Source organism: Intrasporangium sp. Soil_C_50 (assembly GCF_057656595.1).
Window position 1 is genome coordinate 108,699 of the sequence record NZ_JBDGKB010000006.1, and the last position, 21,858, is coordinate 130,556.

General features: G+C 72.4%; 21 protein-coding genes and 1 riboswitch. Of the genes, 11 read left to right on the plus strand and 10 right to left on the minus strand.

From position 1 onward, the window contains the following. Nucleotides 1–11: 11 nt before the first annotated feature. Nucleotides 12–659, minus strand: coding sequence for a hypothetical protein (locus AC3A5R_RS14695; protein WP_487621510.1), 648 nt, complete (start codon nucleotides 657–659; stop codon nucleotides 12–14). After that, nucleotides 656–1,168, minus strand: a complete 513-nt coding sequence (locus tag AC3A5R_RS14700) for an RNA polymerase sigma factor (RefSeq protein ID WP_487621511.1) — start codon at nucleotides 1,166–1,168, stop codon at nucleotides 656–658. Before AC3A5R_RS14700 ends, AC3A5R_RS14695 begins: the two co-directional genes overlap by 4 nt. A 191-nt stretch (nucleotides 1,169–1,359) precedes the next feature. On the opposite strand from AC3A5R_RS14700, the gene AC3A5R_RS14705 reads away from it, so the two are divergent. From AC3A5R_RS14705 to sucD, 4 genes are all read left to right on the plus strand, one after another. Then, nucleotides 1,360–1,869 carry a hypothetical protein gene (locus AC3A5R_RS14705; RefSeq protein ID WP_487621512.1) on the plus strand — a complete coding sequence of 170 codons (510 nt, stop codon included), beginning with the start codon at nucleotides 1,360–1,362 and terminating at the stop codon, nucleotides 1,867–1,869. A gap of 2 nt (nucleotides 1,870–1,871) precedes the next feature. After that, on the plus strand, nucleotides 1,872–2,462 hold the full coding sequence (locus tag AC3A5R_RS14710; protein WP_487621513.1) for a hypothetical protein: 591 nt from the start codon (nucleotides 1,872–1,874) through the stop codon (nucleotides 2,460–2,462). A gap of 235 nt (nucleotides 2,463–2,697) precedes the next feature. Next, nucleotides 2,698–3,876 (plus strand): ADP-forming succinate--CoA ligase subunit beta, encoded by a 1,179-nt coding sequence (gene sucC / locus AC3A5R_RS14715; protein ID WP_487621514.1) that lies wholly within the window; start codon nucleotides 2,698–2,700, stop codon nucleotides 3,874–3,876. A 32-nt stretch (nucleotides 3,877–3,908) separates the two neighbouring features. Further along, nucleotides 3,909–4,802, plus strand: coding sequence for a succinate--CoA ligase subunit alpha (gene sucD, locus AC3A5R_RS14720; protein ID WP_487621515.1), 894 nt, complete (start codon nucleotides 3,909–3,911; stop codon nucleotides 4,800–4,802). A 120-nt stretch (nucleotides 4,803–4,922) separates the two neighbouring features. On the opposite strand, the gene AC3A5R_RS14725 is transcribed toward sucD, so the two are convergent. Continuing rightward, the gene (locus tag AC3A5R_RS14725) at nucleotides 4,923–5,633 is read right to left on the minus strand and encodes a polysaccharide deacetylase family protein (protein ID WP_487621516.1); all 711 of its coding nucleotides are present in this window, start codon (nucleotides 5,631–5,633) and stop codon (nucleotides 4,923–4,925) included. A gap of 182 nt (nucleotides 5,634–5,815) precedes the next feature. Between AC3A5R_RS14725 and AC3A5R_RS14730 the strand changes: the two genes are divergently transcribed. Further along, the gene (locus tag AC3A5R_RS14730; RefSeq protein WP_487621517.1) at nucleotides 5,816–7,150 is read left to right on the plus strand and encodes a cell division protein PerM; all 1,335 of its coding nucleotides are present in this window, start codon (nucleotides 5,816–5,818) and stop codon (nucleotides 7,148–7,150) included. Here the strand turns inward: AC3A5R_RS14730 and AC3A5R_RS14735 are convergent. Then, entirely contained in the window at nucleotides 7,137–7,541 is a 405-nt protein-coding gene (locus tag AC3A5R_RS14735) for a hypothetical protein (RefSeq protein WP_487621518.1), read from the minus strand. The genes AC3A5R_RS14730 and AC3A5R_RS14735 overlap by 14 nt on opposite strands. Nucleotides 7,542–7,680: 139 nt before the next feature. On the opposite strand from AC3A5R_RS14735, the gene purN reads away from it, so the two are divergent. The 3 genes from purN to AC3A5R_RS14750 all read left to right on the plus strand — a co-directional run bounded on the left by purN (nucleotide 7,681) and on the right by AC3A5R_RS14750 (nucleotide 10,779). Further along, a complete protein-coding gene (purN, locus tag AC3A5R_RS14740) occupies nucleotides 7,681–8,277 on the plus strand; it encodes a phosphoribosylglycinamide formyltransferase (RefSeq protein ID WP_487621615.1) in 597 nt (198 codons plus the stop codon). A gap of 95 nt (nucleotides 8,278–8,372) precedes the next feature. Further along, a riboswitch (ZMP/ZTP riboswitch) is annotated at nucleotides 8,373–8,450 on the plus strand. A 45-nt stretch (nucleotides 8,451–8,495) separates the two neighbouring features. Next, entirely contained in the window at nucleotides 8,496–10,097 is a 1,602-nt protein-coding gene (gene purH / locus AC3A5R_RS14745) for a bifunctional phosphoribosylaminoimidazolecarboxamide formyltransferase/IMP cyclohydrolase (RefSeq protein ID WP_487621519.1), read from the plus strand. 259 nt (nucleotides 10,098–10,356) lie between these two features. Continuing rightward, nucleotides 10,357–10,779 carry an OsmC family protein gene (locus AC3A5R_RS14750; RefSeq protein WP_487621520.1) on the plus strand — a complete coding sequence of 141 codons (423 nt, stop codon included), beginning with the start codon at nucleotides 10,357–10,359 and terminating at the stop codon, nucleotides 10,777–10,779. Between the two features lie 170 nt (nucleotides 10,780–10,949). Here the strand turns inward: AC3A5R_RS14750 and bar are convergent, their stop codons facing one another. After that, entirely contained in the window at nucleotides 10,950–12,086 is a 1,137-nt protein-coding gene (gene bar, locus AC3A5R_RS14755; RefSeq protein ID WP_487621521.1) for a barbiturase, read from the minus strand. 18 nt (nucleotides 12,087–12,104) lie between these two features. Beyond that, complete coding sequence (locus AC3A5R_RS14760; protein ID WP_487621522.1) at nucleotides 12,105–13,139, minus strand: carbamate kinase; 1,035 nt, start codon at nucleotides 13,137–13,139, stop codon at nucleotides 12,105–12,107. Between the two features lie 202 nt (nucleotides 13,140–13,341). On the opposite strand from AC3A5R_RS14760, the gene AC3A5R_RS14765 reads away from it, so the two are divergent. Then, the gene (locus AC3A5R_RS14765; protein ID WP_487621523.1) at nucleotides 13,342–13,587 is read left to right on the plus strand and encodes a hypothetical protein; all 246 of its coding nucleotides are present in this window, start codon (nucleotides 13,342–13,344) and stop codon (nucleotides 13,585–13,587) included. Between the two features lie 35 nt (nucleotides 13,588–13,622). On the opposite strand, the gene AC3A5R_RS14770 is transcribed toward AC3A5R_RS14765, so the two are convergent. Genes AC3A5R_RS14770 through AC3A5R_RS14780 form a run of 3 tightly spaced genes read right to left on the minus strand, consistent with a single transcriptional unit; the run spans nucleotide 13,623 to nucleotide 18,636 of the window. Next, entirely contained in the window at nucleotides 13,623–14,456 is an 834-nt protein-coding gene (locus AC3A5R_RS14770) for an SDR family oxidoreductase (RefSeq protein ID WP_487621524.1), read from the minus strand. Nucleotides 14,457–14,459: 3 nt separating this feature from the next. Continuing rightward, nucleotides 14,460–16,499 (minus strand): hydantoinase B/oxoprolinase family protein, encoded by a 2,040-nt coding sequence (locus AC3A5R_RS14775; protein ID WP_487621525.1) that lies wholly within the window; start codon nucleotides 16,497–16,499, stop codon nucleotides 14,460–14,462. 1 nt (nucleotide 16,500) lies between these two features. Further along, nucleotides 16,501–18,636: a hydantoinase/oxoprolinase family protein gene (locus AC3A5R_RS14780; protein WP_487621526.1), complete on the minus strand. Its 2,136-nt coding sequence runs from the start codon at nucleotides 18,634–18,636 to the stop codon at nucleotides 16,501–16,503. A gap of 186 nt (nucleotides 18,637–18,822) precedes the next feature. Here AC3A5R_RS14780 and AC3A5R_RS14785 point away from each other — a divergent pair, with 186 nt between their 5' ends. Together AC3A5R_RS14785 and AC3A5R_RS14790 are read left to right on the plus strand one after the other, a co-directional pair. Then, on the plus strand, nucleotides 18,823–19,263 hold the full coding sequence (locus AC3A5R_RS14785) for a YciI family protein (protein ID WP_487621527.1): 441 nt from the start codon (nucleotides 18,823–18,825) through the stop codon (nucleotides 19,261–19,263). A gap of 32 nt (nucleotides 19,264–19,295) precedes the next feature. Then, complete coding sequence (locus AC3A5R_RS14790; protein ID WP_487621616.1) at nucleotides 19,296–20,480, plus strand: RNA polymerase sigma factor; 1,185 nt, start codon at nucleotides 19,296–19,298, stop codon at nucleotides 20,478–20,480. Nucleotides 20,481–20,517: 37 nt separating this feature from the next. Here the strand turns inward: AC3A5R_RS14790 and AC3A5R_RS14795 are convergent, their stop codons facing one another. Continuing rightward, entirely contained in the window at nucleotides 20,518–21,828 is a 1,311-nt protein-coding gene (locus AC3A5R_RS14795) for a glycosyltransferase (protein ID WP_487621528.1), read from the minus strand. Between the last annotated feature and the right edge of the window lie 30 nt (nucleotides 21,829–21,858).

The window sequence follows — 21,858 nt, forward strand, 5'->3', positions numbered from 1 at the left end:
GCGCCGCAAGGTCAGAGGCGGTCCGCGTGGTCGGCGCGCTCGACGCGCTGGATGCGGTCGACGCGTCGGTTGAGCGAGAAGAGCCGGCCGAGCACCGGCATGAGCACGATGTTGAGCCCGTGCAGCACGCCGATGACGAGCAGGATGCCGCCGATACGGACGAGCTCGGCCTGCACCTGCGGGGCGACGACGGTCTGGGACAGGTTGCCCCACTCGTCCTTCGGTGGCCCGAGCTGCACCGTGAAGAGGATGTACGCGGCGAAGATGAGGTAGTACACGACGTCGGTCAGCACGATGTAGCTCTTGCCGGTGGCCGGGTTGTCGTGGAAGACGTCGGCGGCGTAGGCGCGGCCGAACCGCTTGATGAACGGGCCGAGCCACACCGCGATGCCGACGAGCACCGCCGTCGTCGCGAGCTCGAGGATCCACCAGGGCATGAGCAGGACTCCGTCCGATCGGGGGGTGAGCAGGAGCACGAGGAGGACCGCGACTGCGACGGCGGCCGCCCAGAGGGCGACGACGCGTCGGACCTTGCGCCTGCGGCGCTGGTCGTCGTGGACCGACTCGAGGACGCGGCCGAACAGGTCGCGCGAGGGTGGGGGAGGTGCGGCGCCCACGGGTCGCAGGGCCTCCTCGATGAGGTGCTCGATGTCGCTCATGGCGCCTCCCGGAGCGCGACGTGCAGGGCCCGGAGGCCTCGCTGGAGGTGGGTCTTGACGGAGTTCACCGACATGCCGAGGCCGTCGGCGATGTCGGCCGGCGACATGTCGTAGTAGTACCGCAGCGTCAGGCAGTCACGCTGTCGCCCCGGCAGGGCGCGCAGGGCCTCGATGACCTCCTGGCGGGCGCTGCGTCCGAGGGCGGACTCCTCGGCAGAGGGCACGTCGTCGGGCGCCGGGGGCCGGTGGTGCAGCGACACCAGCCCTCTGCGGTTGTGGTCGCGGGCCAGGTTGATGACGATCGAGCGCAGGTACGCGGCGGCGCGGGACGGCTCGCGGACGCGTCCCATGGTGCGGCTCAGCCGGATGAACGCCTCCTGCACGAGGTCCTCGGCCGCCGTCTTGTCGTCGACGTAGAACCGGGCCAGGTGCAGCAGTGATGGAGCCTCGGCGTTGAACAACGCCGCGGCTCGGGTGTCGAAGTCGTCGCCGGCCACTCCGGCGGTCACGACCTCAGCAGGGAAGGCATCCATCACCTCGACAGACGGGCGACGGATCGGTCCGGGTGACAGGAAGATTCCGAATTCTTTTTGTTGAGCTCCCTGTCGCCCGGCAGGCCGGCGCGCCCGTCTCCAGTGTAGGAACACACAACACGAGGGAGGGCGTGAAAGCCATGCATCACAGGAGGATTCGAGGAGGGATGGCCGGACTGGTCGCGGCGTCGGGGGTGGTCGCACTGGCATCGACGGCGGTGGCTGCCGCCGTGGTCGTCCGGTCGTCGGGGGAGATGCGCGACTACGACCCCGTCGCCGCGGGCCCGTTCGACCACGCGACGGCCCGCGTCCAGCTGGTCGGGCACGGGTCGGGCACGACCGCCGTGCTGCACGTGCGCGGCATCGACCGCTCGGTCGCGGGCCGCACGTTCGGTGCGCACCTGCACGACGGGCCGTGCGCCGCCGGCCAGCCGGGGCTCGCATCGGGGCACTACAACGCCGATGCGCACGCCGGGCACCTGCCGCCGACGGTGTCACCGGGCACGGAGGTCTGGCTCGACTTCACCGTCGACGACTCCGGTGGGGGCGACTCGAGCGCGGTCGTGCGCTTCCCGGTGCAGTCCGGCGCGCGCTCGGTCGTCGTGCACGCCGCACCGACCAACCCGGTCACCGGCGCGGCCGGGGCCCGGCTGGCCTGCCTCCCGGTGGAGTGGTGAGGATGCGCGCGCCGCAGACCGGCCGACGCGGACCATCAGGGCTCGTGTCGGGGCTGGCCGTCGGGCTCGGCCTGGGTGCGGGGTGGGGCGTCCTCGCCCGGCTCTTCATGCGACTCGTCTCGACCACACCTGAGTTCTCCTGGGGCGGAACGTTGCTCATTGTCGGGCTCAGCGCCCTGCTCGGCGGTGGGATCGGGCTGGCCGCCGGCGCGCGGGGGTCGGGCCGCACCAGGTGGTGGCGTCTCGCGCCCCTCCCGGGACTGCTGCTGTTCGGCAGTCCCGGCGTGATCCTGCTGCCCGGTGCAGTCGGGGTGGCGCTCGCGGCGTCGGTGCGACACGTCTGGCTGCGGGTGCTGCTGTCCCTTGCGGGGCTGGCCATCACGTTCCTCCCGGCCCTCAGCGCCGAGGACGGCGGGCCCATCACCCTGACGCCGGCGATGTCGACGGGGTTGGCGCTGGTCGCCCTGGCGACCGTGCTGCTGGGTCTGGGATTCCACGAGTGGTGGCGCAGGTGGACTCCCGCGGCCGGTGGAGGGGGCTCCCCGGCCGCGGGCCACCGGGAGGAGCCGGTGTCGCAGCAGGCACCCGCCTGAGGCCCAGGTCAGCCGGGTGCGTGGCGGCCACGACGTGGACACCGGGTGTGATCCACGTCCCGTCGCGCGCACCCGGTGACATCGGCACCGGTCCGGGGGCACTAGAGTCCGAGGGTCAGCCTTCTTTCGGTTGCGCCCTGGCGCGAGGACCGACCGCGTGCACACGTGGGTGGCCCGGCGGACGCCTCCTCGGCGCAGTCGACGACCCCATCGACGACGAGGACGGACCCCACCCGTGGATCTCTTCGAGTACCAAGCCCGCGACATGTTCGAGAAGCACGGAGTCCCCGTGCTCGCAGGCGCCACCGCGACGACGCCCGAGGAGGCGCGTGCCGCCGCCGAGCGGATCGGCGAGACGTCGGGCGGCGTCACCGTCGTCAAGGCGCAGGTCAAGACCGGAGGTCGCGGCAAGGCCGGCGGCGTCAAGGTCGCCAAGAGCGCCGACGAGGCGCAGGCGCACGCGGAGCAGATCCTCGGCATGGACATCAAGGGCCACACCGTCGGCACCGTGATGATCGCCGCGGGCGCCCGCATCGCCGAGGAGTACTACTTCTCGATCCTGCTCGACCGTGCCAACCGCACCTACCTCGCCATGTGCTCCAAGGAGGGCGGCATGGAGATCGAGCAGCTCGCCGTCGAGCGCCCCGAGGCCCTGGCACGCATCGCCGTCGACCCGAACACCGGCATCGACGCGGCGAAGGCGCAGGAGATCGTCGACGCCGCCGGCTTCGACGAGGGTGACAAGGCGGCCATCGCCGACGTCGTCCAGAAGCTCTGGACCGTCTACCGCGACGAGGACGCGACGCTCGTCGAGGTCAACCCGCTCGTCAAGACCGAGGACGGGAAGATCGTGGCCCTCGACGGCAAGGTCTCCCTCGACACCAACGCCGACTTCCGCCACGCGGACCACGCCGCCCTCGAGGACAAGGCGGCCGCCGACCCGCTCGAGGCCGCGGCCAAGGAGAAGGACCTCAACTACGTCAAGCTCGACGGCTCCGTCGGCATCATCGGCAACGGTGCGGGTCTCGTCATGAGCACCCTCGACGTCGTCGCCTACGCCGGTGAGCAGTTCGGCGGCCAGAAGCCCGCGAACTTCCTCGACATCGGCGGCGGCGCCAGCGCCGAGGTCATGGCCAACGGCCTGCACATCATCCTGTCCGACCCGCAGGTCAAGAGCGTCTTCGTCAACGTCTTCGGCGGGATCACGGCGTGCGACGCCGTCGCCAACGGCATCGTCGGCGCGCTCGACGCGCTCGGCGACGAGGAGAACCGCCCGCTCGTCGTGCGCCTCGACGGCAACAACGTCGAGGAGGGCCGCCGCATCCTGCAGGAGCGCAACCACCCCCTCGTGACGATCGAGCCGACGATGGACGGCGCCGCGCGCCGCGCCGCCGAGCTGGCCTCGCAGGCCTGAACCCGAGAGTCCGAGAGAGAGAACGATCAACCATGGCTATCTTCCTCAACGCTGACTCCAAGGTCATCGTCCAGGGCATGACCGGCTCCGAGGGCATGAAGCACACGCAGCGCATGCTCAAGTCCGGTACGACCATCGTCGGCGGCGTCAACCCGCGCAAGGCCGGCACCACCGTCGACTTCGAGGGTGGCGTCAGCGTCCCCGTCTTCGGCTCGGTCGCCGACGCCGTCGCGCAGACCGGCGCGAACGTCAGCGTCATCTTCGTCCCGGCCGCCTTCACCAAGGCCGCCGCCGTCGAGGCCGTCGACGCCGAGGTGCCGCTCGTCGTCGTCATCACCGAGGGCGTCGCCGTCAAGGACACCGCGGAGTTCTACAACTACGCCAAGGAGAAGGGCACGACCCGCATCGTCGGCCCGAACTGCCCCGGGCTCATCACGCCGGGCGTCAGCAACGCCGGCATCATCCCCGCCGACATCTCGGGCACCGGCCGCATCGGTCTCGTCTCGAAGTCGGGCACGCTGACCTACCAGATGATGTACGAGCTGCGGGACTTCGGCTTCAGCTCGGCCGTCGGCATCGGTGGCGACCCGATCATCGGCACGACGCACATCGACTGCCTCGAGGCGTTCCAGAACGACCCCGACACCGACGCGATCGTCATGATCGGCGAGATCGGTGGCGACGCCGAGGAGCGCGCGGCGGCCTACATCAAGGAGCACGTGACCAAGCCGGTCGTCGGCTACGTCGCCGGGTTCACGGCCCCCGAGGGCAAGACGATGGGACACGCCGGCGCCATCGTGTCCGGTTCCTCGGGCACGGCCCAGGCCAAGAAGGAGGCCCTCGAGGCCGCCGGCGTCAAGGTCGGCAAGACGCCGACCGAGACCGCCGACCTCATGCGCGAGATCATGAAGGGCCTCGCCGGCTGACGCACCGGTCCTCGCAGCACGTCTTCCGGGCGGCCACCCACACGGGTGGCCGCCCGGCCGACGTCCGGGGGAGGGAGCCGCCGGACGCCGGGTCTTGCCGCCTCGGCGCCGCGTTGCGCGTCAGCAGGCCATCAGGCCGACGACGAACCCGCGGGCGCGGAGACGGGGGATGAGCAGGTCGAGGGCCGCGACGGTCTGCGAGCGGTTGCCGCCGCCGTCGTGCAGCAGGATCCGCGAGCCGTCGCGGACGTTCGCGAGCACCCTGTTGACGATCGTCCAGGTGCCGGGGCGTGCCCAGTCGCGCGGGTCCACGGTCCAGAGGATCTGTCGCTGGCCGCGCGCGGCGATGATCGCGGCGATCCGGGCGTTCGTCGCGCCGTAGGGCGGTCGCACGCAGCGCGGTCGGTAGCCGAGCGCGGACTCCATGCGGTTGAGCTGGGAGGTGACCCAGTAGCTCGACAACGTCGTGAGGTCGGGGTGGCTCCACGTGTGGTTGCCGATCTTGTTGCCGTAGTAGCGGAGGCTGCGGGTGATCGAGGGGTACCAGGACACGTTCTGCCCGACCTCGAAGAAGACCGCCTTGACGCCGTACCGGCGCAGGATCGCGAGGACCTGCGGGGTGTACGTGGCGCTGGGGCCGTCGTCGAAGGTGAGGTAGACGGTGCCGGCGTAGGCGACCGCTGCGGTGCTGATGCCGGCGGCGGACGAGGCGCGGGCCGCGGCCGTCTGGGCCGGCGCCGGGGCCGCGACGACGGTCGCGAGGGCGAGGGCGAGAAGGGGGCCGAGGACGCAGGTGAGAAGCGTCGTGGCCCGGGAGCGGATGGTGGTCATGGAGGGTCACTCCCTTTCACCTCCAGTCTCCGTCGCGCGCCGAACGCTGTCTGTCGGTTGGGCTGCTCCGTCCGTCACACCGTCTGGGGCAGTGACGAGTTCGGGCGCGTCCGGCGTGGGGGCTCGCTCCCGGCAGACCGAGCGCCGACCATGGAGACGACCGCACGCCCGGCCCGTCAGGAGTGAGTCCGCTGCCCGCCACGAGCCCCACCCCGTCGTCCGCCGTCCCGGCGGCCCTGCGCGCCGGACTGCTCGCCGCGGTCGGTACGTGGTCGGTCGTCGGTCTGCCCGCCCTCATCGGCTGGGTGGCTGCTCCAGAGAGCTCGCTCGGGTGGTTCTCCGCGGTGTCCGTCGGCAGCGCCGTGTGGTTCCTCGGGCACGGCCAGTCGGTCGGCACCGCCGCGGGCGTGACGCTCTCGGTGACGCCGGTGCTGCTCCTGCTCGTCTTCGTGCACGTCACCTTCCGGTTCGCCCGACGCGTCGTCGCCACGGAGCGGCTCCGCGTCGGTCCCGACGCGTGGAGCCAGGTGGCGCGCTGGGGCGTCGTGCCGGGGTTCGTCGTCGGCTACGGCGCCGGCTCCGCGGTCTTCGCGCTCTTCACCCTCGGCGGCCCGGCGACGCCGGGGGTCGCAGCGGTGCTCGGCTCGCTGCTCGTGCCGCTGCTCGCCCTCGGCTTCGTGCTCCTGCGCCCCGAGGACGACGCGGCTCCGGCCTTCGTGCGCACGTGGTTCCGCCGCGGGCCGACGTGGCTGCCGGCGGTGTGGCGTACCGGCTGGCGCGGAGTCGGCGTCCTGCTGACGCTCGGGGCGGCCGTCGTCGTGGCGCGGCTCGCCGTGTCATGGGGCCAGGTCATGGCGATCCAGGACGAGTACGGCGTCAACGCGGGCGCCACCGTCGTGCTCGGCCTCGCGCAGCTGACCCTGCTCGGGAACGCGGCGACGTGGGCGCTCGGGTTCCTCGCCGGGCCCGGCTTCCAGCTCGCGCTCGGCGGGGCGATCACCCCGGCTGCCGCCCAGCCCGGCCTCCTGCCACTCGTGCCCGTGCTCGGCGCGATGCCTCAGTCGGCCGACTACCCGGCGGCGATGTACCTCGTGCTCCTCGCGCCGGTCGCCGTCGGCGCGCTGCAGGCCCGGCGTGTCGACCGCGAGCTCGAGTTCTTCGGCAACGTCCGGGCGCGCGTCACCGCGACCGCCGTGGCCGCCCTGCTGCCGGTGGCCGTCGTCGTGGCGCTCACGGCGCTCGCGAACGGCGCGGTGGGCACCGACCGGCTGTCACGCGTCGGCGTGCCGGTCGGGGCCTTCGCGGCGGCCCTGGCTGCAGAGGTGCTTGCCGGGGCGCTGCTGTGGCTGGCGGTCCTGCTCGTGCGCGAACGACCGGACCGAGGGGCGGCCGACGCCTCGGCCGCGTTCACGTCGGCCGGAGCCGGGAGCGCAGGTGCCGCCGACGGCGCCGACGCTGCCGACGCTGCCGACGCGTCGGCCGGCTCCCCGGGGACCGGACGCGTCAGTCCGCGATGAACCCCAGCGGGCTCGCGTCGCGCAGCCGCTCGCACTGTCCGCGGGCGACGTTCGTCTGGGCCCCGGCGACGCACTCCTCGTAGCGGCTGACCGGCCCGTACATCAGGGCCTGCAGCAGCAGCGAGGTCACCGGCAGCATCAGCACGGCGAGGGAGATCCCGGCCCAGACCTTCTCCCGGCCCGGTCGCGGCGTCAGGAAGCGCAGCAGCCGCACGGCCAGCACCATCGCGATGACGAGCGGCAGCAGGGCGACGAACCGCTGCGGCAGCGGCAGGTACATCGCGGTGATCCCGACGAGCGCGAAGAGGGGCACGGGCAGGGAGTACCGCGCCTTCTCGCGCGCGTAGGCGATCTCTGCCTGGCGCTGCGGGTCCCGGGGCGGCTGGCTCATGGGCCCATCCTCACCCATGCCCGCGGGCGGGGCAGCACGGGGCTGCGGTGCCGTCGTTAGACTCCGGCGCGTGACGACCGCGGCCACTCCCAGCCAGCCCGACCCCGCAGCGACCCCCTCGCCCGCAGAAGGCCCGAGCGTGCCGGTCGACGTCGTCGTCCTCGTCTCGGGCTCGGGCACGCTCCTGCAGGCGCTCCTCGACGCGTCCGCCGACCCCGCGCTCGGCGTCCGCGTGGCCGCAGTGGTGGCCGACCGGCCGTGCGCCGGGATCGAGCGCGCCCAGCGGGCCGGGGTGCCCGTCTCGGTCATCGCCCCCGTCGACCACGCCGACCGGGCGTCGTGGGACGCGGCGCTCGCGTCGCGCATCGCGGAGGCGTCGCCGGCGTTCGTCGTCAGTGCCGGGTTCATGCGCATCCTCGGCCCGGCGGCCCTGGCCGTCGCGACCGTCGTCAACACCCACCCGGCGCTGCTGCCGAGCTTCCCCGGCGCGCACGGCGTCCGTGACGCGCTCGCCTATGGCGTCAAGGTGACCGGCACGACGTGCCACCTCGTCGACGCGGGGATCGACACGGGCCCGATCATCGAGCAGCGCGTCGTCGCGGTCGCGGACGACGACACCGAGGAGACGCTCCACGAGCGGATCAAGGTGCAGGAGCGCGAGCTGCTCGTCGACGTCGTCGGGCGGATGGCGCGCGAGGGGTTCACCGTCGACGGGCGTCGGGTCCGCATCGGCTGACCGAGAGAGCACTCCGTCACCTCGCCTCCCGATCGAGAGAGCACTCCGTCAGCGCAGACGGCGACGATTCGGCGGGTGAGACGTCGGCCGCTACGCTGGCCGTACACGACTGGCGCAGGTGGGGAACCACCAGGGAGTGAACGATCGGAACATCGCCCGCCTGGGTGTTCCGGAGTCATCGACACCGCTACCCACAGCACCCACAGCCAGGAGTTCTGATGTCCGACGGCCGCCGTCCGATCAAGCGTGCGCTCATCTCCGTCTACGACAAGACCGATCTGGAGGACCTCGCCCGCGCGCTCGATGCGGCCGGCGTCTCCATCGTCTCGACCGGCTCGACGGCCAAGACCATCGCGGCGCTCGGCATCGCCGTGACGCCGGTGGAGGAGCTGACCGGCTTCCCCGAGTGCCTCGAGGGCCGCGTCAAGACGCTGCACCCGAAGGTCCACGCCGGCATCCTCGCCGACACCCGCAAGCCCGAGCACCTCGAGCAGCTGGCCGAGCTCGGCGTCGAGGCCTTCGAGGTCGTCGTCGTCAACCTCTACCCGTTCCGCGAGACCGTCGCCTCCGGCGCGACCCCCGACGAGTGCATCGAGCAGATCGACATCGGCGGCCCCTCGATGGTGCGAGCGGCCGCGAAGAACCACCCCAGCGTGGCCGTCGTCACGAGCCCGGCCGCCTACGGCGCCGTCGCCGACGCGCTCGGCGCGGGCGGCTTCACCCTCGGCCAGCGCCGGCGCCTCGCCGCCGAGGCGTTCGTGCACACCGCGTCCTACGACAACGCCGTCGCCAACTGGATGGGCAACGCCTATGCCGACACGACCGACGGCACCGGCTTCCCGGCCTGGACCGGCGCGACGTTCGACCGCGCGGCCGCCCTGCGCTACGGCGAGAACCCGCACCAGAAGGGCGCGCTCTACACGCACTGGCGCCCCGGCGTCGCCTCGGCCGAGCAGCTGCACGGCAAGGAGATGTCGTACAACAACTACGTCGACACCGACGCCGCGGTGCGCGCCGCGCACGACCACGGCGACCAGCCGACCGTCGCGATCATCAAGCACGCCAACCCGTGCGGCATCGCCGTCGGCGGCACGATCGAGGAGGCCTACGAGCGGGCCCACGCCACCGACCCGGTGAGCGCGTACGGCGGCATCATCGCGGCCAACCGCACCGTGACGGCGGCGATGGCCGCGGCGGCCAAGCCGGTCTTCACCGAGGTCATCATCGCGCCGGACTACGAGCCCGAGGCGCTCGAGATCCTCACCGCCAAGAAAAACCTGCGCATCCTGCGCCTGCCCGTCGGGATGGCCGAGGCGGCCGACCCGGTCGAGACCCGCCCGATCAGCGGCGGCCTGCTCGTGCAGTCGGTCGACCGCGTCGATGCCGTCGTGCGCGGCGAGGGCGACGCCGTGACCGGTGGCGACGACGCCGCGAACTGGCGCCTGGTCGCCGGCGACGCCGCCGACGACGCCACGCTCGCCGACCTGCAGTTCGCCTGGCGCGCCGTCCGCGCGGTCAAGTCCAACGCGATCCTGCTCGCAAAGGACGGCGCCGCCGTCGGTGTCGGCATGGGCCAGGTCAACCGCGTCGACTCGTGCTTTCTCGCGGTGCGCCGCGCCGGCGAGGACCGCGCCCGCGGCTCGGTGGCCGCGTCGGACGCGTTCTTCCCGTTCGCCGACGGCCTGCAGATCCTCCTCGATGCCGGGGTACGCGCGGTCGTCGCGCCCGGCGGGTCGATCCGCGACGAGGAGATCATCGAGGCCGCGAAGGCCGCCGGCGTGACGCTCTACTTCACCGGCACCCGCCACTTCGCCCACTGACGGAAACTCCTGAACCTCCACTTCTCAATCGAAAGAGCACTCCGTCACACCCCAGGGTGACCCCGCGATCTCTCTGTCCGGTGACGGAGTGCTCTTTCGATTGGGGCTCGTGACGGAGTGCTCTTTCGATCGGGGCTCGTGACGGAGTGCTCTTTCGATCGGGGTCGGGGGTGTGACGCAGAACGCTCGCCCGGTCCGACCAAGGTGCCCCCGGGGGTATTAGCGTGGAGGGGTAGGGCCGCACCACCAGGAGTCCGTCATGAGCCACGCAGCCGTCTCCACCCGTCCGTCCGTCTCGGTCAGCCACCTCGGCCGCGACCGGTTCGAGATCGCCGTCCGCGAACACGTCGTGACGGTCGACCAGCCCGCCGCGATGGGAGGCGAGGACACGGCGCCGACGCCGACGGAGCTGTTCGTGGCGAGCCTCGCCTCGTGCACCGCCTTCTACGCGCGCCGCTATCTCTCGCGGCACGACCTGCCCGTCGAGGGGCTCCGTGTCGAGGCGAGCTACGACATGGGCAGCCGCCCGTCGCGCGTCACGCACCTTGATGTCCGCGTGGTGCTGCCCGAGGGTGTGCCCGACGACCGGCACGCAGCCCTGCTCGCCATGGTGAACCACTGCACCGTGCACAGCACCCTGCAGCACGAGCCCGAGGTCGACATCAGGCTCGTCACCACCTGACGCCCACTGACCCACGCCCCCTTCTCGATCGAGAGAGCACTCCGTCACCTTCGAGCGTGACCGCGCGGTCCCGCTGTCCGGTGACGGAGTGCTCTCTCGATTGCCTGGGTGGGACTGCGTGCTCTTTCGATTGGGGCTTGTGACGGAGTGCTCTTTCGATTGGCTCCGGGTCAGCGGGTCCAGCGGTAGCCGGTGGGCTCGCCGTCGCCGAGGTCGACGATCGCCGCGACCGGGCCACCGCCGTCGGGGCCCTGGTGGGCGGCGGACACCGACACGAACACGGCCGGGTCGCCGGTCACCGACGCCGTGACGCCGCCGACCGCCGACTTGATCTGGCGGTGCCAGTGCACGTCGGAGTCGTCGAGCATGGCGTTGCGCCGACCGTGCACCTGGCCGTCCTGGCTCACCTCGCACTTGAGGAAGACGTTGACGAGCCGGCCGTCGAGGTCGGAGGTGTGCGGGCGGTCGGGCAGGTCGAGGCCGGCGTCCTTGATCGCGGCCCAGATGCCGTCGGCGTCGAGGGCGTCCTGCATGACCGAGTGGCCGATCCGGTACCGGCCACCGACGCCGCGGGCGTTGCCGACGACGACGACCTGCGCCTGGTCCAGCTCGACCCCCGAGCTGCACGAGGCCACCGAGGAGAACAGCGACCGGTCGTGCATGACGTCGGCGTCGGTCGGCATCTCGATCTCGCCCAGGGCGACGGCGATGCCGAGCGCCGTGGTGCCGTTGGACAGGTCCATCGACTCGTGGGTGTGCTCGGTCCAGACCCGGTGGCCGCGCTCCTTGGCGTCGCGGATCGTGTGGATCGTCAGCAGCGGGGTCTTGGTCTGCACGTAGTGGACGTCGGCGGGGTCGGTGATGCCGGCACGCTCCATGGCGACCTTCACCGCGTCGGCGACCTTCGAGACCATGGCGACGTAGCCGATCTCCTCGGGCTTGATCGCCTCGCTCATCGCGAACCCGACGGTGAGGCGCAGGTCGTCGGACGGCTCGACCTTCTCCGCCGGGACGGTCGCGAAGATCGTCGCGTGGGGGCTGATGACGCCGTCGGTGCCACCGGACCACACGATCGGCACCTGCTTGACCTGGTCGGCCGGGGCGCCCTTCGCGACGAGCACCTCGCGGAAGGCACGGTCGGCGATGATGCGGGTGTAGTCGTTGACGCCGCCGTTGCCCTCGGTCTTGCCGATGATGGCGATGACGCGGCTCGCCTCCATGACGCCGTCGTCGATGAGCTTCGCGAGCTCGGACGCGTCGGCGACGGAGTGGATCGGCACCTTGCGGACCTCGATGGCTTCAGGCACGGTGGATGACCTTTCTCTTCAGTGGTTTTCGACGACGGTTCCGACGCCGCCCTCGACGGCGTCGGCGATGCGGGACAGGTCGGTGATGACGGACCGGCGGCCGCCGGCGCGGACGAACCGCAGCGCGGCCTCGACCTTCGGGCCCATCGAGCCCGACGCGAAGTGGCCGGCATCGGCGTACGCGGTCAGCTCGTCGAGCGTGACGCGTCCGATCGGGTGCGCCTCGGGCGTGCCCCAGCCCGCGACTGCGTGCTCGACGTCGGTGGCGATGACGAGGACGTCGGCGTCGAGGGCCCGGGCGAGCAGGGCGGCCGTCAGGTCCTTGTCGATGACCGCCTCGACGCCGCGGACGCGTCCGTCGCCACCGCGCACGACCGGGATGCCACCGCCGCCGGCCGCGACGACGACGTAGCCGGCGGCGAGGAGCGTGCGCACGGCAGGGGTCTCGAGCACCTCGAGCGGCTCGGGTGAGGCGACGACCCGCCGCCACCCGCGCTCGCCGCGGTCCTCCCACGTCTCGCCGTGGTCGATGAGGGTCTGGGCCTGGTCGTGCGGGAGGTACCGGCCCACCGGCTTGGTGGGCCGGGTGAAGCCGGGGTCGCGAGCGTCGACGCGGGTGCGCGTGACGAGGGCGGCGACGGGGCGCTCGACGCCGCGCGCTGCGAGCGAGGCCTCGAGGGTGTCGAGCACCGTGAAGCCGATGGTGCCCTGCGTCTGGGCGCCGCACCAGTCGAGCGGCACGGGCGGCACGACGTGCGCCGCGAGCTCGTTCTTGACGAGGAGGTTGCCGACCTGGGGCCCGTTGCCGTGCGTGATGACCACCTCGGCGCCACGGGCCACGAGGTCGGCCACGTGCTCCATCGCGCGGGCGATCGCCGAACGCTGGGCGTGCGGCGTCGCGCTGCCGTCGGGACCGGTCATGGCGTTGCCGCCGAGGGCGACGACGACGCGCAGGGGCGCCCCGGGGACGGGGGACGCGTCGGGCGTCGCAGGAGACGTCGCGGGGGACGTCGCGGGGGACGTCGCGTCGGAGGGCCGCGTCGGCTGGCTCATGCGGCGAGCCTAGGAGCGGGCGCCCGCGCGGTGCGTTGTCACGTCCTGCCAGAGGGGGGCGCCGCGATTGGCAGATCTGTGCCGTGCGGCACGGCCCCGGTGGAGGGTGGGCCGTGTCACGTCGAGGTCAGCGGCGATACAGTTTCGGGTAAAGGGGCAGTACCGGGCCGCCGCCAGACCCGGTAGGAAGGGGCCACACATCGTGGGCGTCGGAGTCCTGCTCGCCGTCATCGGCGCGATCCTGACGTTCGCCGTCCGGGCGAACACGTCGGTCATCAACCTGCCCGTCGTCGGGGTCATCCTCATGGTCGCCGGCGGCGCCCTCATCTGGCACGGCAGCAAGGGCACGCACCGCAAGAAGATCGTGACGCGTGAGGAGAACCCGGGCGGTTCGACGTTCCCGACGAACACCGTGCGCCAGACGATCGAGGAGCGCGACGTCGACTGACGCCGTCTTTCGGACCGCGTGTGACACCGCGGCTCTCACCCGGCCGTGAGGGCCGCGGACCACGCGCGGGGCGGGCGGGGCAGCAGGCCGGTGAGCGTCGTCGGGTCGCCGACGAGGCCGTCGCGGTCGTAGGCGGCGAACATCGCTTCGAGGTCGGCACGTGCCGACGCGGGGAGCGCCGCTCCCGGCCCCGCACGCCAGGCCTCGAGGCTGGTGCGTTCGGCGACGACCTCCCGTCCGAGGGTGCGTGCGGCGATGTCGGCGAGCTCGCGCACGGAGAGCCGCTCCGGGCCGGCGAGCTCGAGCGTGCGTGCTTCCCACACCGTCCCGGTGAGCAGGAGGGCCGCGACGTCTGCGACGTCGTCGAGGTCGACGTTCGTGAAGGGGGTGTCGAGCGAGTACGGGACGACGATGCGGCCCGCGCGGGCCGCATCGAGGAGGTTCTGGTGATATGCAGCCGGGCGCAGCACGAGGGCGTCGGGGTGCAGGTCGCGCACGATCGCCTCGGCCTCGCCTTTGCGGACGTGGTGCGGCATCGACGCGTCGTCGGGGTGGAGCACCGAGTGGAAGGCGAACCGGCTGACGCCGGCGAGGCGGGCGGCGCGCGCCACGCGACGGGCGATGCCGACCTCGTCGGGGTGGACGTTCGGCGCGAGGTGGTAGACGGCGTCGACCCCCTCGAGGGCGGCGTCGAGGCCCGCCCCGGTCTCGAGGTCGAGGACCGACGCCGACCGTGCCCCTGTCTCCCGCACCCGGTCCGCTGCGTCGGACGACCGGACCGCGGCACGGACGTCGACGCCGCGTGATGCGAGGGCGCGCGTGACGGCGCGACCGGTCTTGCCGGTCGCGCCGATCACGAGGGTGCGCACCGCTCAGACCCAGTCGACGTCTGCAGCCTGCTGGCCCGCCGCGAGCGTCGCGTAGCCGGGCCCGCGGTCGAAGAACGGCTGCTCGTCCGCCCGCTCGGCCCGCAGCTGCGTGCGCAGGGCCTCGGACGCCGCAGTGTCGATGGCAGGCTCGTCCTTCGTGCCGCCCGCGACGACGCCGTAGTCGCGGTGCGCACCCTCGAAAGACACCTTGCCCCACCGGAGGTCGCGCTCGACCTCGTCGTAGGGACGCTCGAGCGGGTCGCCCCAGCCGCCACCGCCGGTGGTGCGGATGCGGATGACCTGGCCGGCCTTGACCACCTCGGCGTCGGCGAGGGCGTCGACGGTGCGCTCGTCGGGGCCGCCGACGTCGACGGTCACCTCGAACGGACGACCGGCCTTGCCGCCCTTGACGCCCCAGCAGGCGAGGATCGAGCGGTCGGCGATCGACATGAAGTGCGCGTCCTTGAGCATGCGGATGTGCTTCTCGTAGCCGAGGCCGCCGCGGTGCCGACCCGCGCCCCCGGAGTCGACCGCGAGGCCGAGGCGCTCGACGATGAACGGGAAGCGGCTCTCGGTGAACTCGGTCGGCAGGTTGCGGCTGTCGGGCACGACGTGGATCGTGTCCTCGCCGTCGGCGTAGTAGCGGCCGCCCGAGCCGCCGCCGAGCACCTCGCGCATCAGGTAGTCGTTGCCGTCGCGGTCCTTGCCGTAGACGCCGGTGTAGCGGATCGTCTCCTGGTCGGCGGGCATCTTGCCGTCGACCGCCTTGGCGACGACGCCGGCCAGCACGCCGAGCAGGCGCAGGATGACGAAGGTGCGCGCGTTCGTCGGCGCCGGGTAGATCGGGGTGAGCAGCGTGCCCTTCTCGGGGAACCTCATCTCGATGAGCGGCACGATGCCCTCGTTGACGTCGAGCTCGGCCATCCGCTCGGGGGTGTCGGCGAGGTTGCGCAGGATGGGGGCCAGCCACTTCTTGAGGAAGTTGCCGCCGACGTAGTCGCCGCAGTGGTTGATCGGGCCCTTGGCCTGGGGCGCCGTGCCGGTGAAGTCGATGACGAGCTTGGGGCCGCCGTCGCCCGGGCCGGGGCCGCCGGTGGACTGCTTGGTCAGCGTGATCCGCTGCGTGTGCAGCTTCGGCTCGTCGACGCCGTCGTGCTCGGCATAGTCCTCCCAGACGTACGTGCCGTCGGGGATCTTGCTGAGGATCTCGCGGCGGTAGGTCTCGGTGGTCTTGTCGAGGATCGCGTCGAACGCAGCCTCGATCATGTCGCGGCCGTAGCGTTCGAAGAGCTCGCCGAGGCGACGCGCGCCCATGAGGCAGGCCGAGCACTCGGCGTCGAGGTCGGCGGCGAGGCTGTCGGGCATGCGGCTGTTGCGCGTCATGATGCGCAGCGCCGCCTGGTTGGGAACTCCCTTGTCCCACAGCTTGATCGGCGGGACCGACAGGCCTTCCTCGAAGACGGTCTGCGCGTTGCTCGGCATCGAGCCGGGCACGGCACCACCGATGTCGTCGTGGTGGCCGAACGCCTGGACGAACGCGACGACCTCGCCGCCGGAGAAGACCGGGACGGTGACGCAGAGGTCGGGCAGGTGGCCGATGCCGCCCTCGGACTCGTAGACGTCGTTGTGGAAGAAGACGTCGCCCTCGCCCATCTCGGCGAGCGGGAAGTCGCGGGCGATCGGGTGCACGAGCGCGCTGTAGGAGCGCCCGGTCAGCTTGCGCAGCTGACGGTCGTGGATGCCGGCGCGGAAGTCGTGCGCATCGCGGATCATGGGGGAGCGGGACGTGCGGGCGATGGCGGTCTCGACCTCCATCTCGACGCTCGCGAGGGTGCCCTCGACGATCTCGACGAGGATCGGGTCGACGGTCGTGCCCTCGGGCGTCAGGCGGTTGCCGTGCTCGTAGGCGGTGGGCAGCCCGGCCGGGTTGACCGGCGCGCCACCGGTATGGCCGGGGCCGGCGTGGCCGTCACCGGTGTGCGAGCCGGTGGCCGCGTCGGCGGGAGCGAGACGGGTGCTGGCGGTCTGGCAGGAGAAGCACATCTCAGGCCTCCTTGGTGATGACGAGGTTGCCGAGCGCGTCGACGCGCACGACGAAGCCGGGGTGGACGGGGACGGTCGAGCCGAACTCCTCGACGATCGCCGGGCCGTGCACGGTGTCGCCCGCCCGCAGGTCGGGTCGCCACCACACGTCGGTGTCGACGTAGCCGGCGTCGGCGTCGAAGCACACCGGTCGCACGCTGCGGTGAGCGCGCTCCCGCACGTCGGCCGCGCCCTCGGCGGGCTCGAGCTCGCGCAGCTCCGGGCGGGTGATCGGTCCGACACCGGTGACCCGGAGGTTGACCCACTCGACCTGCTGCGTCGGGTCGCTGCGGAAGTCGTAGCCGTAGAGGGCGCGGTGCTCGTCGTGGAAGCGTGCGGCCACGTCGGCGGCGTACGCCTCGGTGACGTCACCATCGGGTGCGGTGACGCGCACCTCGTAGGCCTGGCCGAAGTAGCGCAGGTCGACGGTGCGCGTGTAGCGGTGCGACTCGCGCGGGAAGCCCTCGGCGTCAAGGGCTTTGGCGGCACGGTCGGTGAGGTCGTCGAACGTCTTCTGCACCGCGGCGTGGTCGAGCGAGGAGTGCCGCGCGACGGCTGTCTGCACGTAGTCGTTCTTGACGTCGACCGTGAGCAGGCCGAAGGCGGAGACGTTGCCCGGGTTCTGTGGCACGACGACGCCGGCGAGGCCGAGGATGTCGACGAGGCGGCAGGCGAGCAGCGAGCCGGACCCGCCGAACGTCGCGAGCATGAAGTCGCGGACGTCGAGGCCGCGCTTGACACTGACCTGGCGCAGGGCGTTGGCCTGGTTCCACGCCGAGATCTCGAGGATGCCCGTCGCGCAGCGCTCGAAGTCGAGCCCGAGGCGCTCCGCGAGAGCGGTGACGCCCGCCCGGGCGGCCTCGACGTCGAGGGGGATCTCGCCACCGAGCAGGTGCGGGGGGATGCGCCCGAGGGTGACGTGCGCGTCGGTGATCGTCGGCTCGGTGCCGCCCTTGGCGTAGCAGAGCGGGCCGGGGTCGGCGCCCGCGGACTGGGGCCCGACCTTGAGCGAGCCCTCGGGGGAGATCCAGGCGATGGAGCCGCCACCGGCGCCCACGGTGACGACGTCGATCATCGGGATCTTGCTCGGGTAGGCCCCGACGCTGCCCTCGGTGGTCAGCGTCGGCTCGCCGTCGAGCACGACGGACACGTCGGTCGACGTGCCGCCGCCGTCGCAGGTGAGCACCTTGTCGAAGCCGGCGCGGCTCGCGATGAGCCCGGCACCGAGGGCCCCGGCGGCCGGTCCGGACAGCACCGTGGTGATCGGCTGGTGCACGACCTCGTCGGCCGAGAGCACCCCGCCGTTGGACTTCATGATGTAGAACGGCAGCTTCTCGCTGCTGTCGACGAACTCGTCGAGGCGCTGGTGGATGTTGGCCACGTAGCGGCTGACGTTGGGCTTGACCGCGGCGTCGACGAGCGTCGTCATCGAGCGCTCGTACTCCCGGTACTCGCGCAGCACCTCTGAGCTGATCGAGACGACCGCCTCAGGGTGCTCCCGGCGCAGCACCTCGCGCATCGCGAGCTCGTGGCTGTCGTCGGCGTACGAGTGCAGGAGGCAGACGCCGATGGTCGTGATGCCGCGCTCCTTGAACCAGCGCGCGACGGCCACGGCACCGGCCTCGTCGAAGGGCCGGATCTCGTTGCCCTCGAAGTCCATCCGGCCACCGACGGTCTTGACGTAGTCGGCCGGGACGATGCGCGGCGGCTTGACCCAGAAGTAGGAGTTGCCGTAGCCGTCCGGCACGGCCTGGCGGGCGATCTCGAGGATGAACTCGTAGCCCTCGGTCGTGACGAAACCGAGCGCTTCGACCTTGCCCTCGAGCAGCTTGTTCGTCGCGACCGTCGTGCCGTGCGACACGGCGGTGATGTCGTCGCCGCTCGCGCCCATGAGGTCGAGCACCTTGCGCACCCCGGCGAGGAAGCCGTCGGCCGGGTTGCTCGGTGTCGAGGGCGTCTTCGTCGTGACGAGCTCGCCCGAGTCCTCGTCGAGGGCGACGACGTCGGTGAACGTGCCGCCCGTGTCGATCCCGATGCGGAGGCGCCGGCGGGCCGACGCGTCGGTGCTGGGGGACGCCGCTGGGGTCGCTGCTGTCATGGTCAGGATTCAACCGAGGGAGCGGGTGCCGGGGCGTTGGCACATGCTGCCAACAGGCCGGGGTCCCGGCGTCAACCCTCGACAGTCGTGCTCCCTGACTACCGGCGGATGTCGAGGTCGTACCCCTGGCTCCGTCGACGGGGTGAGCGTGCCACGCTGGGCACGCCCCACACGAAGGAGAGCACCATGGCGAAGTACCTCATCGGCGTCGACTTCCAGTCGGGCCCCGACGAGACCCCGATGTCGGAGTGGGAGCCCGCGGAGGTCCAGGCGCACCTCGACTACTACGCGGCCCTCAACGACGAGCTCGTCGCGAACGGCGAGCTCGTCGACACGACGATCCTCACCGGACCGGACCTCGCCAAGATCGTCACGTCCGACGGCGGCGTCCCCGTCGTCACCGACGGCCCGTTCCAGGAGTTCAAGGAGTGGCTCGCCGGCTTCCAGGTCGTCGAGGTCGACACCGAGGAGCGGGCGCTCGAGATCGCGGCCCGCGTGTCGGCGGTCCCGGGGCGCGGGGGTCGCCCGACGCAGCAGCCGATCCACGTGCGTCGGGTCATGGAGCAGGCGCCCGCGGACACCGAGCAGATGGACGCGTTCCTGCGCACCGCGGGCTCGACCCGCTGAGCACGTCGCCGCTCGAGGACCTGCTGCGCACCCTGGCGCCGCAGGTCGTCGGCATCCTCAGCCGGAGGTTCGGCGACTTCGACGCCGCCGAGGACGCCGTGCAGGAGGCGCTGCTCGCCGCGTCGCGGCACTGGCCCGTGGACGGGCTGCCCGACGAGCCCCGCGCCTGGCTCGTGCGGGCGGCCTCGCGCCGGCTCGTCGACCAGTGGCGCAGCGACAGTGCCCGCCGCGAGCGCGAGGCGCGGGCCGTGGACTGGCAGGTGCCGGCGTCCGACGCGACGGGCCACGACGACAGCCTCAGCGTGCTGCTCATGTGCTGCCACCCGTCGCTGACACCGGCGTCGGCAATAGCCCTGACGCTGCGCGCCGTCGGCGGCCTGACGACGGCCGAGATCGCCGCGGCCTTCCTCGTGCCCGAGCCGACCATGGCACAGCGGATCAGCCGCGCCAAGGCAGCGATCCGCGCGTCCGGTGAGCCGTTCCCTCGCCCGGCTCCCGACGAGCTCGACGCCCGCCTCGCCTCCGCCCTGCACGTCCTGTACCTCCTGTTCAACGAGGGCTACACCGGCACGCGCGGAGCAGACCTGCAGCGGGTCGAGCTGTCCCGCGAGGCGATCCGGCTGCAGCGGATGCTCGTGGCCGCCGTCCCCGAGCACGCCGAGGCGCTCGGGCTGCTCGCCCTCATGCTGCTGCTCGAGGCCCGCGCTCCGGCCCGGAGCGACGCGTCGGGCGGGCTGGTGCCGCTGCCCGAGCAGGACCGCTCGCGGTGGGACCGCGTCCTCGTGACGGAGGGTCTCGACGTGCTGGGGCGTGCCCTGGCGATCGGTGCGGTCGGGGAGTACCAGCTGCAGGCCGCCATCGCCGCGGTGCACGACCGAGCGCAGACAGCCGCCGACACGGACTGGGCCGAGATCCTCATCCTGTACGGACTTCTCGAGAAGGTCACCGGTAACCCGGTCGTCACCCTGAACCGCGCGGTCGCTGTGGCGATGGTCGAGGGCCCGCGGGCCGCTCTCGACGTCGTGGACGAGGTCGAGGACCGCCTCGGCAGCACGCACCGGTGGCTCGCCGTGCGTGGCCAGCTGCTCGAGATGGCGGGCGACGACGCCGCTGCGGCAGCCACGCTCGACGCGGCGGCCCGCGTGGCCACCAACGACGCCGAGCGACGCCACCTGGCAGGCCGCGCCGCAGCCCTGCGCCGGTGGCCCACCTCGTGACGAGACGACATGCCATGGTCCGGTGCCCGGTCCGTCCTCAGCCGGTCCGGAGCAGGAGCTCGGCCTCGTCGGCAGCGGACGGTCGGGTGCGCGCCTCCTGGGCGAGGACGGCCGCGAAGCGTCGTGCCGCGAGACCGTAGCGCTCCTCCTCGAGCACCCGCCGCACCGCGGCCGCGATCTCCTCGGGAGCCGCGGATGCGCGGACCCGCACGCCGGCGCCCAGCCGAAGCACGCGCACCGTGTCGTCCTGTTGGTCACGCCCCATGGGCAGGCACACGAGCGGGACGCCAGCGGCGAGCGAGCGCAGGACCGTGCCGTGGCCGGCGTGGGTGACGACCACCGACGCCCGACGCAGGACCTGGCGGTGCGAGGCGGCACGCACCACCTGGACGTTCGCGGGAGCCGGTACGGCCCCGGGGTCGACGGCGCGGCCGGTGGTGACCAGCCCCCGGACCGGCAGGCGCCCGAGGGCGGCGGCGATACGGCGCAGCGTGTCCACCTGGTCCTGGTGGACCGAGCTGAGGGCTACGAGCACGAGGGGGCGGCCGTCGTCGGTCCCGTCCTCCCAGTCGGGGGCCCATCCCGGGTCGTCAAGCTGCGGGCCCACGTAGCGGACGTTGCGCGGCAGGTACGGAGTGGTGAAGTCGAAGGACGGGCTGGTGAGCACGAGTACCGCGTTCGCGTGGTCGAGCATGCCCAGCATCTCGTGCACTGGGTCGAGCCCGTAGGCCGTGCGAATGGCGTTGAGCTGCTTGGTCATTCCCGCCGACGCCTTCCGGATGGCGGTGAGCGCCGCCGCATCGCGGGCTCGACCGAGCGGGCCGCGGGCTGCCGGCCAGCCGGTGCTGAAGGGCGGGAGCCCACGCGTCGGCCGGGCGTAGATGTTGGCCATGAGCGCCGCGAAGGGCAGGTGCGTCGCCTCGGCGCCCATGACCATGCCGGGAATGGTCCCTTCGACCAGCACCGCGTCCGCCCGGAACCCGCCCGCGGCGTCGAGCACATCACGGGCGAAGAAGCCGGCCGGCCCGACGAGCACCCGCTCGCGGACGCGTCGCAGCCGACGGAGCGGGCTCCCGGTCTCGAACTCGGTGATCATCGCGGTCTGCTCCTCCAGGGAGCCGATCTGCGGCGCCGTCCGCCAGGTCGTGTAGCCGCATCCGGCGGCGCGGGCCACGTCCTCGGCCGTGGGGTCGGCCAGGACCTGCACCTCGTGCCCGCGCCGGACCAGCTCGGCCGCGACCCCGATCATCGGCGGCAGCGTGCCGCCGGCGTCGATGGCGACCATGAGGAACCGCCCCGGGGCGGCGCGGGGCACTGGTCCGACGGCTCCTGCTGCATCGTCCCGCATGGCGAAACCCCTGTCGACGGTTGGCTGCCC

What these genes read in the sequence shown, in the direction of transcription:
- AC3A5R_RS14725 (WP_487621516.1), bottom strand. Translation starts at nt 5,633, where the DNA reads ATGACCACCATCCGCTCCCGGGCCACGACGCTTCTCACCTGCGTCCTC.
- AC3A5R_RS14760 (WP_487621522.1), bottom strand. Translation starts at nt 13,139, where the DNA reads ATGAGCCAGCCGACGCGGCCCTCCGACGCGACGTCCCCCGCGACGTCC.
- AC3A5R_RS14775 (WP_487621525.1), bottom strand. Translation starts at nt 16,499, where the DNA reads ATGTGCTTCTCCTGCCAGACCGCCAGCACCCGTCTCGCTCCCGCCGAC.
- AC3A5R_RS14780 (WP_487621526.1), bottom strand. Translation starts at nt 18,636, where the DNA reads ATGACAGCAGCGACCCCAGCGGCGTCCCCCAGCACCGACGCGTCGGCC.
- sucD (WP_487621515.1), top strand. Translation starts at nt 3,909, where the DNA reads ATGGCTATCTTCCTCAACGCTGACTCCAAGGTCATCGTCCAGGGCATG.
- AC3A5R_RS14795 (WP_487621528.1), bottom strand. Translation starts at nt 21,828, where the DNA reads ATGCGGGACGATGCAGCAGGAGCCGTCGGACCAGTGCCCCGCGCCGCC.
- AC3A5R_RS14710 (WP_487621513.1), top strand. Translation starts at nt 1,872, where the DNA reads ATGCGCGCGCCGCAGACCGGCCGACGCGGACCATCAGGGCTCGTGTCG.
- AC3A5R_RS14785 (WP_487621527.1), top strand. Translation starts at nt 18,823, where the DNA reads ATGGCGAAGTACCTCATCGGCGTCGACTTCCAGTCGGGCCCCGACGAG.
- purH (WP_487621519.1), top strand. Translation starts at nt 8,496, where the DNA reads ATGTCCGACGGCCGCCGTCCGATCAAGCGTGCGCTCATCTCCGTCTAC.
- AC3A5R_RS14695 (WP_487621510.1), bottom strand. Translation starts at nt 659, where the DNA reads ATGAGCGACATCGAGCACCTCATCGAGGAGGCCCTGCGACCCGTGGGC.
- AC3A5R_RS14750 (WP_487621520.1), top strand. Translation starts at nt 10,357, where the DNA reads ATGAGCCACGCAGCCGTCTCCACCCGTCCGTCCGTCTCGGTCAGCCAC.
- AC3A5R_RS14735 (WP_487621518.1), bottom strand. Translation starts at nt 7,541, where the DNA reads ATGAGCCAGCCGCCCCGGGACCCGCAGCGCCAGGCAGAGATCGCCTAC.
- AC3A5R_RS14705 (WP_487621512.1), top strand. Translation starts at nt 1,360, where the DNA reads ATGGCCGGACTGGTCGCGGCGTCGGGGGTGGTCGCACTGGCATCGACG.